This is a genomic window from Pseudomonas sp. G3-19, assembly GCF_054855875.1.
The window spans coordinates 4,336,689-4,349,648 of record NZ_JBMPIQ010000003.1; the positions used below are offsets into that span (position 1 = coordinate 4,336,689).

The 12,960-nt window shown below is 60.5% G+C and carries 14 protein-coding genes; 3 read left to right on the forward strand and 11 right to left on the reverse strand.

What is annotated here, in order from left to right:
• The first annotated feature begins 6 nt into the window (after positions 1-6).
• From trpB to ACOYXI_RS19970, 3 genes are all read left to right on the forward strand, one after another.
• Positions 7-1,239 (forward strand): tryptophan synthase subunit beta, encoded by a 1,233-nt coding sequence (trpB, locus tag ACOYXI_RS19960; RefSeq protein ID WP_134785108.1) that lies wholly within the window; start codon positions 7-9, stop codon positions 1,237-1,239.
• Positions 1,239-2,051: a tryptophan synthase subunit alpha gene (gene trpA, locus ACOYXI_RS19965; protein ID WP_135294677.1), complete on the forward strand. Its 813-nt coding sequence runs from the start codon at positions 1,239-1,241 to the stop codon at positions 2,049-2,051. The genes trpB and trpA overlap by 1 nt, the downstream gene beginning before the upstream one ends.
• A gap of 121 nt (positions 2,052-2,172) precedes the next feature.
• Positions 2,173-2,613: an anti-virulence regulator CigR family protein gene (locus ACOYXI_RS19970; protein ID WP_047597088.1), complete on the forward strand. Its 441-nt coding sequence runs from the start codon at positions 2,173-2,175 to the stop codon at positions 2,611-2,613.
• Between the two features lie 133 nt (positions 2,614-2,746).
• Here the strand turns inward: ACOYXI_RS19970 and ACOYXI_RS19975 are convergent, their stop codons facing one another.
• The 11 genes from ACOYXI_RS19975 to ACOYXI_RS20025 form a co-directional block, all read right to left on the reverse strand.
• Entirely contained in the window at positions 2,747-4,708 is a 1,962-nt protein-coding gene (locus ACOYXI_RS19975) for a DUF7844 domain-containing protein (RefSeq protein ID WP_461675214.1), read from the reverse strand.
• A complete protein-coding gene (locus tag ACOYXI_RS19980) occupies positions 4,705-5,025 on the reverse strand; it encodes a DUF2388 domain-containing protein (RefSeq protein ID WP_007911662.1) in 321 nt (106 codons plus the stop codon). Before ACOYXI_RS19980 ends, ACOYXI_RS19975 begins: the two co-directional genes overlap by 4 nt.
• Before the next feature lie 42 nt (positions 5,026-5,067).
• Positions 5,068-5,373 (reverse strand): DUF2388 domain-containing protein, encoded by a 306-nt coding sequence (locus tag ACOYXI_RS19985; RefSeq protein WP_098966511.1) that lies wholly within the window; start codon positions 5,371-5,373, stop codon positions 5,068-5,070.
• A gap of 108 nt (positions 5,374-5,481) precedes the next feature.
• Positions 5,482-5,799 carry a DUF2388 domain-containing protein gene (locus tag ACOYXI_RS19990; protein WP_007962831.1) on the reverse strand — a complete coding sequence of 106 codons (318 nt, stop codon included), beginning with the start codon at positions 5,797-5,799 and terminating at the stop codon, positions 5,482-5,484.
• 134 nt (positions 5,800-5,933) lie between these two features.
• Positions 5,934-6,143, reverse strand: coding sequence for a DUF1127 domain-containing protein (locus tag ACOYXI_RS19995; protein WP_098966513.1), 210 nt, complete (start codon positions 6,141-6,143; stop codon positions 5,934-5,936).
• Between the two features lie 255 nt (positions 6,144-6,398).
• A complete protein-coding gene (locus ACOYXI_RS20000; protein ID WP_007962833.1) occupies positions 6,399-6,614 on the reverse strand; it encodes a DUF1127 domain-containing protein in 216 nt (71 codons plus the stop codon).
• A 320-nt stretch (positions 6,615-6,934) separates the two neighbouring features.
• On the reverse strand, positions 6,935-8,428 hold the full coding sequence (locus ACOYXI_RS20005; protein WP_134785112.1) for an acetyl-CoA hydrolase/transferase family protein: 1,494 nt from the start codon (positions 8,426-8,428) through the stop codon (positions 6,935-6,937).
• Positions 8,429-8,642: 214 nt separating this feature from the next.
• On the reverse strand, positions 8,643-10,076 hold the full coding sequence (locus tag ACOYXI_RS20010; RefSeq protein WP_135294679.1) for an NAD(P)(+) transhydrogenase (Re/Si-specific) subunit beta: 1,434 nt from the start codon (positions 10,074-10,076) through the stop codon (positions 8,643-8,645).
• Complete coding sequence (locus ACOYXI_RS20015; RefSeq protein WP_003220416.1) at positions 10,076-10,396, reverse strand: NAD(P) transhydrogenase subunit alpha part 2; 321 nt, start codon at positions 10,394-10,396, stop codon at positions 10,076-10,078. The genes ACOYXI_RS20010 and ACOYXI_RS20015 overlap by 1 nt, the downstream gene beginning before the upstream one ends.
• A gap of 15 nt (positions 10,397-10,411) precedes the next feature.
• Positions 10,412-11,533 carry a Re/Si-specific NAD(P)(+) transhydrogenase subunit alpha gene (locus tag ACOYXI_RS20020; protein ID WP_098966517.1) on the reverse strand — a complete coding sequence of 374 codons (1,122 nt, stop codon included), beginning with the start codon at positions 11,531-11,533 and terminating at the stop codon, positions 10,412-10,414.
• Positions 11,534-11,967: 434 nt separating this feature from the next.
• Positions 11,968-12,867 (reverse strand): LysR family transcriptional regulator, encoded by a 900-nt coding sequence (locus ACOYXI_RS20025; protein WP_097090188.1) that lies wholly within the window; start codon positions 12,865-12,867, stop codon positions 11,968-11,970.
• Between the last annotated feature and the right edge of the window lie 93 nt (positions 12,868-12,960).

Here is a 12,960-nt window from a genome sequence, read left to right on the forward strand (position 1 = left end):
CACATCATGACCCAGACTTCGAACACCTCCAACCTGCGCAGCGGCCCTGACGATAACGGCCTGTTCGGTGCGTTCGGCGGCCGCTACGTGGCGGAAACCCTGATGCCGTTGATCCTCGATCTGTCCCGCGAATACGAGGCGGCCAAGGAAGATCCGGCGTTCAAGGAAGAGCTGGCCTACTTCCAGCGTGACTATGTCGGTCGTCCGAGCCCGCTGTACTTCGCCGAGCGTCTGACCGAGTTCTGCGGCGGCGCGAAGATCTACCTCAAACGCGAAGAGCTGAACCACACCGGCGCGCACAAGATCAACAACTGCATCGGCCAGATCCTGCTGGCGCGGCGCATGGGCAAGAAACGCATCATCGCCGAGACCGGTGCCGGCATGCACGGCGTGGCAACGGCCACCGTGGCCGCACGTTTCGGTCTGGACTGCGTGATCTACATGGGCACCACTGACATCGAGCGTCAGCAGGCCAACGTGTTCCGCATGAAGCTGCTGGGCGCCGAAGTGATTCCGGTGGTGGCCGGCACCGGCACCCTGAAAGACGCGATGAACGAAGCGCTGCGTGACTGGGTGACCAACGTCGACAGCACCTTCTACCTGATCGGCACCGTGGCCGGCCCGCACCCGTATCCCGCCATGGTGCGCGACTTCCAGGCAGTGATCGGCAAGGAAACCCGCGAGCAGTTGCAAGCTCAGGAAGGTCGTCTGCCGGACAGCCTGGTGGCGTGCATCGGCGGCGGTTCCAACGCCATGGGCCTGTTTCACCCGTTCCTCGATGATCAAAGCGTCGAAATCATCGGGGTTGAAGCGGCCGGTTACGGCATCGAAACCGGCAAGCACGCGGCCAGCCTCAACGGTGGCGTACCGGGTGTGCTGCACGGTAACCGCACCTTCCTGCTGCAGGACGACGATGGCCAGATCATTGACGCCCACTCGATTTCCGCCGGTCTCGACTATCCCGGCATCGGCCCTGAGCACGCCTGGTTGCATGACATCGGCCGCGTCCAGTACACCTCGGTGACTGACGACGAAGCCCTCGCCGCGTTCCACCAGTGCTGCCGCCTCGAAGGCATCATCCCGGCACTGGAAAGCGCGCATGCGCTGGCTGAAGTGTTCAAACGCGCACCGAAACTGCCGAAGGATCACCTGATGGTGGTCAACCTCTCCGGCCGTGGCGACAAAGACATGCAGACCGTCATGCATCACATGGAACAGTCGAAGCAGGAGAAACACTGATGAGCCGCCTGCAAACCCGTTTTGCCGACCTCAAGCAACAGAATCGCGCCGCGCTGGTGACCTTCGTCACCGCCGGTGATCCGGACTACGACACTTCGCTGGCGATCCTCAAAGGTCTGCCGGGCGCTGGCGCCGACGTGATCGAGCTGGGCATGCCGTTCACCGACCCGATGGCCGACGGCCCGGCGATTCAACTGGCGAATATCCGTGCCTTGGGCGCCAAGCAGAATCTGGCGAAAACCCTGCAAATGGTTCGCGAGTTTCGCGAAGGCAACAGCGACACGCCGCTGGTGCTGATGGGCTACTTCAACCCGATCCACATGTATGGCGTTGAACGTTTCATCGCTGACGCCAAAGACGCGGGCGTCGACGGCCTGATCGTGGTCGACATGCCGCCAGAGCACAACAATGAACTGTGCGACCCGGCACAGGCTGCGGGTCTGGACTTCATCCGCCTGACCACCCCGACCACTGATGATGCACGTCTGCCGAAAGTGCTCAATGGCAGCTCGGGCTTCGTTTACTACGTGTCGGTGGCCGGTGTGACCGGTGCCGGTGCGGCGACTCTGGAACACGTCGAAGAGGCGGTCACCCGTTTGCGTCGCCACACTGACCTGCCGATCAGCATCGGTTTCGGCATCCGTACTCCGGAGCAGGCGGCGTCCATCGCTCGTTTGGCGGACGGGGTGGTGGTGGGTTCGGCACTGATCGATCACATCGCCAATGCGACCACGCCGGCCCAGGCTGTCGATGGCGTGCTGGGTCTGTGCAAGGCGCTGTCCGAGGGCGTGCGTCAGGCCCGCGTCAGCTGAAGGTAAAGTTCCTGATACAGAGGAATTAGCGCCTCACATCACGGCCTAATTGAGCAAGACCGAGGGATTCAGAACCACGTTCTGAATCCCTTTTTGCTGTTGGTGCAGTGAGGAAGACTTGATGAAAATGCCGAAACGTCTGATTGCCGGACTGGGCGTGCTGATGCTCAGCGCGACGCCGCTGCTGGCCAGCGCCGATCCACGCGATGATCATGACCACGGCGGCCCGCAGCAGGGCCACTACGATAACCGTGGTGACGATCACCGTGGCCCGCAGAACGACCACCGAGGCGGCCCGCCACGCGACTTCGGCCCGGTACGGCAGACCATTCGCGACAATCACGGCTACTTCGTGCGCGGCGCACCGCCACCTCCGGGAATCCATTTGGAACGCGGCCGGCCGTTACCGCATGGTTACTACGGCGAGCGGCTGGACGGTCGGGCGCTGAGTCGTCTGCCAGTGTATCCGGGTTATGAGTGGCGCCGGGCCGGGGGTGACATTGTGCTGATCGCGGTGGGTACCGGGATCGTTTACGAAATTCTGGATGGTGTTTTGTACTGATTTGGCACGAGCATCTGTGGCGAGTGAGCTTGCTCCCGCTGGGGCGCGGAGCAGCCCTGAAAATTCGGCATTCAACCGATTTACGACTGCTGCGCAGCCGAGCGGGAGCAAGATTCAGTTCCAGTCTTCTGTCTCAGGGTAGCTCCAGTCCGCCGGACGCCTTGTGCAGTCTGCGCAGATGCTCGCCGATCTGCTTCACGTTGGCTTCGCTGGCGGCAATTTCGGCCGCTCGCTTGGGTTCCAGCAACTTGCGCACTTCCTTGTCCAGATCGCCGCTCAGCGCCAGCAGTTGTTTCTGGCGTTGGGCGCTTTCGTCCTGCAGGCGCTTGAACTCGCTTGGTTGCGGCAGCCCGTAACCACGGCTGTCGAGCAGTTCTGCCGGACGACTGAGGAAGCCGCTGTTGGCGAGAATTTCCTGCAGGGTGGCGTTGGCCTTGTCCATGCCGCCGTTTTCCAGCTCCCGGGCGCCGAGGTAGCGCTGCTTGACCTCGTCCTGGGCCAGCAGCAACTGGCGGCGATAGCTCGCCTGTTCCAGCAGGAGCAATGCAGCGCTGGTGCGCAGGTCTGCACGTTCGAACCACTGGCGACGTTCTTCGGCAGACAGCGATAGCCAATCTTCGACGCTGGTTTGCTTGATCGGCAGCTGCTTTTTCAACACATCGAACATCGCCTGATAGCGATCGCGGAACGAATCGAAGCGATAGCCCAGGCGCAGGGCTTCCTTGGGATTGTCGAGCACGCTGGTGTCGGCCAGCCCCCGGCCTTTGAGCACTTCGAGCAAGCCGTTGGGCATGATGCTGTCGAGGCCGACGAGTTGCTTGTTGTTGCTGCCGCTGCGCAGCAATTTCAGGCCTTCCACCGCGCAGTTGTTCGACAGGAAGAAGTAGTTGCCGTCATAACTCCAGTGCATTTCGGCAGCGTGTTCGACCACGCCTTCGATCTCGTCGCGTGACAGATTCAATGGCACCGAGGCGAGGCTGCGCAATTCAGTCTTGGTGTATTCGTCGATGACCTGCGCAAGCGGCAGGACGAACAGGCGTGACGGATATTTGCCGACCAGTCCGTCCCAGCTCGACAGCTGCACGTCGCCGACAAAGGCGCGGTAGGACAGCACCAGGTGCTGGTCGAGGTCGAGCCGGCAATCCGGGCCCCGTGGTCGACCCGGTGCGCAGATCACCAGGCGCAGCATGCTGTGGCCCCAGCGGCTGACCCAGTTCTGGTTGGCTTCGGCCAGCAGATAATCGACGGCATACACTCGCTCCGGGTCGACCTGGCCCAAGGGCTGTTTGGCGAAGTCGTTGCCGGCGTTGAGAAAGGCGAAAGTGTTGCTGCAAGTGTCCTTGGCCGGTGGTGCCCAGCCGAAGCGCGCCTTGTAGTAGCGATAGAGCGCCGGACGGCGGCAGGCGTAGCTCGGGTCGAGGAGGAAATACTCCATGTTGACCGCGACAAACTCTTTCGGGCTGGAGATCTCGTACAGGTCCGGGCTGCGGGCCACCTGACGATTGTGTTGTTCACGCTCGCCGCGGCGCCCGACGTACTGGTGCCAGCCGGCGAGATCGAGCAGACGTGGATCATCGCTGAGGGTGAAGCGGCGCTCGGTCTGGCCTCGGCACTCGTCGGGAATGCCGACCAGGCCGGCGCTGTTGCTGCGGCGAGTGCAGCGCTGAATCAGCGTGCGCTCGGCGGCGGGCCACAGGCGCGCGCGGTCATAAATGTGGGTGAGTTCATGCAGCACCGTTGCCAGCAGTTCCTGGCGCACAGTGCCATGGGGGCGATTGGTTTTCTCTGTGGCCGCGCTGCCGTCGGTGAGACCGGCGAGCAGTTTGCGGTTCAGGTCTAGCTCGGCAACCAGGGTCGCCTGGCCGTAGGCGTTACCGGGCATGTCGTCGGTCCAGCCGACATCGATGCGCCGGTCCAGTTGTTCGACGAAGCTGGGCGGCAACTTGTGCATGGCTTCATCGAGCAGCGCCTGGCTGGCCTGCTGCTGAGCGGGGCTCAGGCCGTCGGTCTTGAGCCGCAATTGCAGGCTGGCGTGGGCGCTGTTGCCAAGCAGCAACAGTGCCCCGGCCAGCAGCCAGGCGCCGAGTGACTTCACAGGGCGAGGATGGCTTCGGCGAGCACCTGATCACTGGCGTCGCGAGCTTCCGGCACGCGCGTGCGCAAGGTGTTGAGGGCGGCTTCCAGGTGCGCACCGCGGATATCGCCGTTGGTGGCAACGAAGCTGGCCGCATCGTCGTGGGCTTCGCGGATGATTTTCGAATCGCGAATCGACGTCGTGGTATCGGAGGTGAAATCGATGGTGCGCTGGGAGGCACGAACGATGATGTTACTGGTGGCTACCAGGGTGTGTGCCTGGGCCACATCGGCCAACAAAAACAGGCCAAGGGCGGCAGCAATCAGCGGGCTACGCATGGAACGACTCCGGAGGGCAATGTTAACGAGGGATCATGATAACTATTGGACGAGAATTGCCTGTGCCAGTTCAAGGTCGCTGACATGAAGTTTTGGTCGGGATTTGCGCAAGTAATGCAGGGCGGATTCGAGCTGCGCGCCGCGCAATTGACCGTCACTGGCAACAAACGCCGCCGCGTCATCGTGAGCGGCGATGATCAGTTTACGGTCGAACGGTGCGGAAGACACCATTCCGGTCGCCCAAACGCTGACCACGGTGTTTTGTGTGGAGACATCAAAGGCATCGACCGAGGTCGCCCAGAAGGCACTGACCAATACGCAAGGGAAAAACAGTCTGAATAAACGCATGAGACTCGGTAACGGTTAACGAGCTTCAAGGCTAGCGCAAATGCCCGGGCCAGAGCCAGCGGCGAAACATCGGGACACGACTGGCGTGCCCCGTGCGGCATCGTCGGATCAGATCGCGAGGATGGCTTGCGCCAGTTGGAAGTCGGTCGCATTCAGTTGCGGTGCCTGATGACGGATCAGGTCCAGAGCACTTTCCAGTTTCACGCCACGGATCTGGCCTTCACTGGCGACGAAGCTGGCAGCGTCGTCACGGGCGGCGATCACGACTTTGTTGTCACGCAGCGAAGAGCTGACATCGGAGGTGGCGTCCGAGGAGGATTTCAGCGCGCCAACCACGGCATCGGTGGTCACAATGAAGCTGGAGGCACTGGCGTTGGCAGCCACGGCCAGCAAGGCGGCAGCGCTGAGCAGGCGAAGACGGGACATGGTGGATCTCCTGATAGTAAACCGTATTGAGAGGTGGCTTGTGTCTGATGAGTCAGACGCGGGTTACAGAAGATTCGCCACGTTCTGGCGTGGATATTAGGCCTGCGCGCGAGGTTCGGACAGTGGGCAGAATGCTAGCGCCAGAAGGGTTTCTCCAGTTCTCTGAGCCGATCGGCATGGCTGAGGCCCAGATCCGCTAGGTCGCGCTGGTCCAGTTGAGCCAGCAGGCGCCGCGTCCTGGCGCGCTCCAGTCCTTGCCACAGGGGTCGAAACAGGCGCCGCAGCAGGTGCGAGTGAGCGCGGGGTAGAGTCGAAGCTGTCGAAACATCCTGTAAGCCTTTCATGGCGTTTTCCTTAAACCGAGGAGGGTTAAGGACATGCTGCGCCCGATGCAGTTTGGCGAGCAGATACACTCATGAAAAATTGTACTGGTTCAGATTTTGTTTATTGAGAACTGTACCTGTACTTTGAATATTCTGCTGTACGGGCATTTTCGAACCCTGAAACGACAAAACCCGTCGCGGTTTCCCGCGACGGGTCTTGTGTGTTCAATTCGGGTTGCTGGCGGTGGGTCTGACGACCAGAGCCAGCGACGCTACTTAGCGCCAGAACGGCTTGCTCAGCTCTTCGTAGCGTTGTGCTTCGCTTATACCGGCGTCAGCCAGCAGACGCGAATCCAGACGAGCCAGTTGGTGGCGGCTGGAGATGCGGCGCTGCCACAACATCAGGTTAGCGATAACGCGCAGAGGCAGGGAAGCCTGGTTTTTTGCAGCTTTGTCTTCGAAGAACAGTTCGGAACTGAGTGTACGTTCCATGGTTGACATCCTTCCGCTTGTGGCGGGATCAGGTAGTGGTTTAACTGGTGCCCATGATCCTCTCGTTTGCCTAGTCTCTCTAGATACAGTTCAACTGTATTGTGAGTGACCAGTTAACTGTTTATAGGGGGTGTACGGGTCGAAATTGAGCAAACTGTACCTGTCAGCACTAATGTGGTGCGTTTTTGCTCAATTCGAGGAAGGAGGTAGGCAAAATCTGTAGGAAACAACCGGTACAGCAGTACAGTTTTTGCCAGATGTGGCGGGTTAAAAAATCCGCTGACACAAACTGTGTTTGCATCAGCGGTTTGACTGTGTGATTACACCGCGAGCATGCGTCCGGTTTCTTCCAGGTTGATGTGCCAGCTCAGGGCTTCTCGCAGGATGTGTGGGGTATGGCCGCCGATGGCGCACGCTGCGGTGAAGTAGTCGTTCAGCGCCTGGCGATAGTCCGGGTGCACACAGTTGTCGATGATCACCCGAGCGCGTTCGCGTGGGGCCAGGCCGCGTAGGTCAGCCAGACCGACTTCGGTCACCAGAATGTCGACGTCATGCTCGGTGTGGTCAACGTGGCTGACCATCGGCACCACGCTGGAAATTGCGCCGCCCTTGGCGATCGATTTGGTCACGAACACCGCCAGGTGCGCGTTGCGCGCAAAGTCCCCCGAACCGCCGATACCGTTCATCATCCGCGTGCCGCAGACGTGGGTGGAGTTGACGTTGCCGTAGATATCGAACTCCAGCGCGGTGTTGATGCCAATGATACCCAGACGACGCACCACTTCCGGGTGGTTGGAGATCTCCTGCGGGCGCAGCACCAGTTTGTCCTTGTACTTCTCCAGGTTGCCGAATACGTCGCTGTTGCGCCGCTCCGACAAAGTGATCGAGCTGCCCGACGCAAAGCTCAGCTTGCCGGCGTCGATCAGGTCGAAGGTCGAGTCCTGCAGCACTTCGGAGTACATGGTCAGGTCTTCGAACGGCGAATCGATCAGGCCGCACATCACCGCGTTGGCGATGTTGCCGATCCCGGCCTGCAACGGGCCGAGCCTGTTGGTCATGCGCCCGGCGTCGACTTCCTGCTTGAAGAAGGTGATCAGGTGCTCGGCGATGGCATTGGTGTCGACATCCGGGGTCGACACCGTGGACGGCGAATCCGCCTGCTGAGTGATGACGATGGCGACAATCTTTTCCGGCGGGATCGGGATCGCGGTGCTGCCGATGCGATCGTCGACTTTCACCAGCGGGATCGGCGTGCGCGTCGGGCGATAGGTCGGGATATAGATGTCATGCAGGCCTTCGAGGTTGGCGTTGTGCGCCAGGTTGATCTCGACAATCACCTGCTTGGCGAAAATCGCGAAGCTCGCCGAGTTGCCCACCGAGGTGGTCGGCACGATGTGGCCTTGCTCGGTGATGGCCACGGCTTCGATCACCGCGATGTCCGGCAGCTTCAGTTGCTGGTTGCGCAGTTGCTCGACGGTTTCCGACAGGTGCTGGTCGATGAACATCACTTCGCCGGCGTTGATTGCCTTGCGCAAGGTGCTATCGACTTGGAACGGCATGCGCCGCGACAACACGCCGGCCTCGGTCAGTTGCTTGTCGAGGTCGTTGCCCAGGCTCGCGCCGGTCATCAGGCTGATCTTCAGCGGCGTGACCTTGGCTCGCTCGGCCAGTGCGTGAGGGACAGCTTTGGCTTCGCCCGCGCGGGTGAAGCCGCTCATGCCGACGGTCATGCCGTCTTCAATCAGCGCGGCGGCGTCGGCGGCGCTCATCACTTTATCCAACAACGAAGGCAGGCGAATACGGTCACGGTACATGGATTATTTTCTCGGGAAGCGAGTAGCAGGATGCGCAGTCTAGTGAATTTCGCGGGCGCCTGTCCCGCTACCAAGGTCGCAAACGAGGCGTCTATTTAGCGGGTTTCAAGTAAAACACCGTTACTGGATCTGCAACAACGTGGCAAATTGTCCGACGGTTTGCGCAAACAAAAACGCCCCGACAAGTCGGGGCGTCCGGTGCAACTGCGGAGGATTACTCGACCGCTTTGACCATGTCTTCGATGACTTTTTTCGCGTCGCCGAACACCATCATGGTCTTGTCCAGGTAGAACAGTTCGTTGTCCAGACCGGCATAACCGCTGGCCATCGAGCGCTTGTTGACGATGATGGTCTTGGCCTTGAACGCTTCGAGAATCGGCATGCCGGCAATCGGCGATTTCGGATCGTTCTTGGCGGCCGGGTTGACCACGTCGTTGGCGCCGAGTACCAGCACCACGTCGGCCTGGCCGAACTCGGAGTTGATGTCTTCCATCTCGAACACCTGGTCGTAAGGCACTTCGGCCTCGGCGAGCAGGACGTTCATGTGCCCTGGCATGCGACCGGCCACCGGGTGGATCGCGTACTTCACGGTCACGCCGCGATGGGTCAGTTTCTCGGTCAGCTCTTTCAATGCATGCTGCGCACGGGCCACCGCCAGGCCGTAACCCGGGACGATGATCACGGTGTCGGCGTTGGTCAGCAGGAACGTTGCGTCGTCGGCCGAACCGGATTTCACCGGACGGGCTTCTTTCGCACCGGCAGGTCCTGCGTCGGCCGTGTTGCCGAAACCGCCAAGCAGTACATTAAAGAAGGAACGGTTCATCGCCTTGCACATGATGTACGAGAGGATCGCACCGCTCGAACCCACCAGAGAGCCGGCAATGATCAGCATCGAGTTGTTCAGCGAGAAGCCGATACCTGCTGCCGCCCAACCCGAATAGCTGTTGAGCATCGACACCACCACCGGCATGTCGGCGCCGCCAATCGGGATGATGATCAGCACGCCCATCACGAACGCCAGAGCCAGCATCAGCGCGAACGCGGGGAGGTTGCCGGTGAGCATGAAGGTCACGCCCAGCACCAGTGTCGCCAGACCGAGTACCGCGTTCAGCTTGTGCTGACCGGCAAACTGTACCGGCGCGCCCTGGAACAGGCGGAACTTGTACTTGCCCGACAGCTTGCCGAAGGCGATCACCGAACCGGAGAAGGTGATTGCACCAATCGCCGCGCCGAGGAACAGCTCCAGACGGTTACCCGCCGGGATCGAGTCGCCCAGTTGCTTGACGATGCCCAGCGATTGCGGCTCGACCACCGCAGCAATGGCGATGAACACCGCCGCCAGACCGATCATGCTGTGCATGAACGCGACCAGCTCTGGCATCTTGGTCATTTCGACGCGCTTGGCCATGATCGAACCGGCGGTGCCGCCGATCAGCAGGCCGACGATCACGTAACCGATACCGGCAGTCGCCAGTTCCGCACCGAGCTTATAGATGAGGCCGATGGTGGTGAGGATGGCCAGCGCCATGCCGAGCATGCCGAACAGGTTGCCGCGCCGCGACGTGGTCGGGTGCGACAGGCCTTTAAGGGCCTGGATAAAGCAGATCGACGCGATCAGGTAGAGCGTCGTGACGAGATTCATGCTCATTACTTCGGCGCCTCTTCTTTTGCTTTCGGGGCTTTCTTCTTGAACATCTCAAGCATGCGGCGGGTGACCAGGAAGCCACCAAACACGTTGACCGCAGCCAGTGCCACGGCGAGGGTGCCCATGGTCTTGCCCAGCGGCGTGACGGTCAGCGCAGCAGCGAGCATGGCGCCGACGATCACGATCGCCGAAATGGCGTTGGTCACTGCCATCAGCGGCGTGTGCAGCGCAGGTGTAACGTTCCAGACCACGTGGTAACCGACATAAATCGCCAGCACGAAGATGATCAGGTTGTAGATACCGGGGGAGATAAGCTCTTCCATCGTCTGAATCCCTGCTTAGGCGTTTTTGCGGATGACTTGGCCGTCGCGGCACATCAGGCACGCGGCGACGATGTCGTCTTCGAGGTTGACGTCGAACTGGCCTTCTTTGGTGAACACAAGCTTGAGGAAGTCCAGCAGGTTGCGGGCGTACAGCGCCGAGGCGTCTGCAGCGACTTCACCGGCCAGGTTGGTCGGGCCGACGATGGTCACGCCGTTCTCGACCACGACCTGATCGGCGACGGTCAGCGGGCAGTTGCCGCCCTGCGCAGCCGCGAGGTCGATGACCACCGAGCCCGGCTTCATCTGCGCCACGGTGTCTGCGCTCAACAGTGTCGGCGCCTTGCGGCCCGGGATCAGTGCGGTGGTGATGACGATGTCGGCCTGCCTGGCGCGTTCGTGCACAGCCTGGGCCTGACGTTGCATCCAGCTCGCCGGCATCGGGCGAGCGTAACCGCCGACACCGACCGCGCATTCACGCTCTTCGTCAGTCTCGTAAGGCACATCGACGAACTTGGCGCCGAGGGATTCGATCTGTTCCTTCACCGCCGGACGCACGTCAGACGCTTCGATCACCGCACCCAGACGTTTCGCCGTGGCAATCGCCTGCAACCCGGCCACGCCCGCGCCGAGAATCAGTACGCGCGCCGCTTTCACGGTGCCCGCAGCGGTCATCAGCATTGGCATGAAGCGCGGATAGTAGTGCGCAGCCAGCAACACCGCCTTGTAGCCGGCGATGTTCGCCTGCGACGACAGCACATCGAGACTCTGCGCCCGAGAGGTACGCGGCGCCGCCTCAAGGGCGAACGCAGTGATCCCGCACTCGGCCATTTTGGCAATGGTGTCGTTATTGAAGGGGTTGAGCATGCCCACCAGCACCGTGCCGCGCTTGATCAGCGCCAGTTCGGCGTCGCTGGGGGCGACCACTTTGAGAATCAGCTCGGCGCCGAACGCATCGTTGGCACTGCCAATGGTCGCGCCCGCCGCTTCATAGGCACTGTCGACAACACTGGCTTTAACGCCGGCGCCGGTTTGCACAGTGACCTTATGGCCTTGGCTGATCAGCTTTTTAATGGTTTCCGGGGTTGCAGCAACCCGTGTTTCACCGGTCTGGGTTTCGAGAGGAACACCAATGTGCACGTCAAATCTCCTGCGTGATCTTATTGAGTAAACCCAGGCACTGCGGATGGTGCGACTGGGGCGGCCGATCAGCACGATCCCGCCAAATCAGGGCGGGGCGCGGCATTTTGCAGGCGAACTTTATGCCCTTCAAGGGATTATGACGGGTGACGGAAAATTAACTACAAGTCATCCCGTGACCGAATGTCGCAGATGACCAGTTGAATCCCTTGCAGGCCGTGCCTTGCAAGGATTCTGGCTGAATTTGAAAAAATTTCTCATCGGTGGCGTGAATAGGCCGTAATGAGTCGTGGATGAAGGCTCAAAGCCACGTCTTCAGGCGCTTGTGGGACGTCTGTACGACTTTCGGATACAGTCTGTGATTTTGCGACAAATACTTATATCTGTAGGGCTTTGATTTTCCTGACTACCGGGTTAGTAATCGCTGTAAGCCTTTATCCTTCTAGGCTGTAGCTGTTTGCCTGATTGACCAGCCAATCGCGAAAAGCCTTGAGTGATGCCGATTCGACCTTTCGTTCCGGAATCATCAGGTAATACGCCTTGATACTGGAGAGCGCATTCGGGTTGGCGACCACCAAGCGTTTCTCGGCCAGTTCGCGCTGAATCAGAAACGGTGGAATCAGCGCGATCCCCATGTCGTGCATGGCCGCCTGAGCCAGCATGGAGAATAGCTCGTAGCGCGGACCTGTCATGTCGCGTGGGATGTTCAAGTGCTGTGAATTGAACCATTGGCGCCAGGCGTAGGGGCGAGTGGTTTGCTGCAACAGAGGCAGCTCGGCAATCTCGTTGGGTGTCAGATGTTTCTTGCTGCCGAGGAGAGCGGGGCTGCATACCGGCATCGGATTTTCGCCCATCAGCCTGTGGGATTCGGTACCCGACCAATCGGCGTCGCCGAAGTAGATCGCTGCGTCGAAATCAGTGTCGGCAAACAGGAACGGGCGGGTGCGGTTGGTCAGGTTGACCGTTACTTCCGGGTGTTTGAGCTGGAAGTCCTTGAGCCGTGGCAGCAGCCATTGCGTGCCGAAGGTGGGCACCACCGCCAGTTCGATCACATTTGTGCCCTGCTGGCCCATCACCGAAAGCGTGTCGCGCTCGACGGCGTCGAGTTGCGTGGCCACCCGACGGCTGTAGGAAAGGCCTGCTTCCGTCAGCTTCACTCCGCGTCGCGAGCGTCGGAACAGTTCCACACTGAGGAACTCCTCAAGGCTGGCGATCTGTCGGCAAATGGCGCCCTGGGTGAGGGAAAGTTCTTCGGCAGCCTTGGTAAAGCTCTCGTGCCGGGCGGCGGCTTCGAAGCTGATCAGGGCGGTGGTGCTGGGGATCTTCCTGCGCATGTACGTCAACCTCACTAATGCGCCGCATAAAAGGCATTCAGCGACGTTTCGGAGTGAGAAATTAGCACAACAGGATGCGAAATCCTCGTTTGC

Excerpts from the sequence above, each read along its gene's own strand:
- trpB (WP_134785108.1), top strand. The coding sequence starts at position 7 with ATGACCCAGACTTCGAACACCTCCAACCTGCGCAGCGGCCCTGACGAT.
- trpA (WP_135294677.1), top strand. The coding sequence starts at position 1,239 with ATGAGCCGCCTGCAAACCCGTTTTGCCGACCTCAAGCAACAGAATCGC.
- ACOYXI_RS19970 (WP_047597088.1), top strand. The coding sequence starts at position 2,173 with ATGAAAATGCCGAAACGTCTGATTGCCGGACTGGGCGTGCTGATGCTC.
- ACOYXI_RS19980 (WP_007911662.1), bottom strand. The coding sequence starts at position 5,025 with ATGCGTAGCCCGCTGATTGCTGCCGCCCTTGGCCTGTTTTTGTTGGCC.
- ACOYXI_RS19985 (WP_098966511.1), bottom strand. The coding sequence starts at position 5,373 with ATGCGTTTATTCAGACTGTTTTTCCCTTGCGTATTGGTCAGTGCCTTC.
- ACOYXI_RS19990 (WP_007962831.1), bottom strand. The coding sequence starts at position 5,799 with ATGTCCCGTCTTCGCCTGCTCAGCGCTGCCGCCTTGCTGGCCGTGGCT.
- ACOYXI_RS19995 (WP_098966513.1), bottom strand. The coding sequence starts at position 6,143 with ATGAAAGGCTTACAGGATGTTTCGACAGCTTCGACTCTACCCCGCGCT.
- ACOYXI_RS20000 (WP_007962833.1), bottom strand. The coding sequence starts at position 6,614 with ATGGAACGTACACTCAGTTCCGAACTGTTCTTCGAAGACAAAGCTGCA.
- ACOYXI_RS20005 (WP_134785112.1), bottom strand. The coding sequence starts at position 8,428 with ATGTACCGTGACCGTATTCGCCTGCCTTCGTTGTTGGATAAAGTGATG.
- ACOYXI_RS20010 (WP_135294679.1), bottom strand. The coding sequence starts at position 10,076 with ATGAGCATGAATCTCGTCACGACGCTCTACCTGATCGCGTCGATCTGC.
- ACOYXI_RS20015 (WP_003220416.1), bottom strand. The coding sequence starts at position 10,396 with ATGGAAGAGCTTATCTCCCCCGGTATCTACAACCTGATCATCTTCGTG.
- ACOYXI_RS20025 (WP_097090188.1), bottom strand. The coding sequence starts at position 12,867 with ATGCGCAGGAAGATCCCCAGCACCACCGCCCTGATCAGCTTCGAAGCC.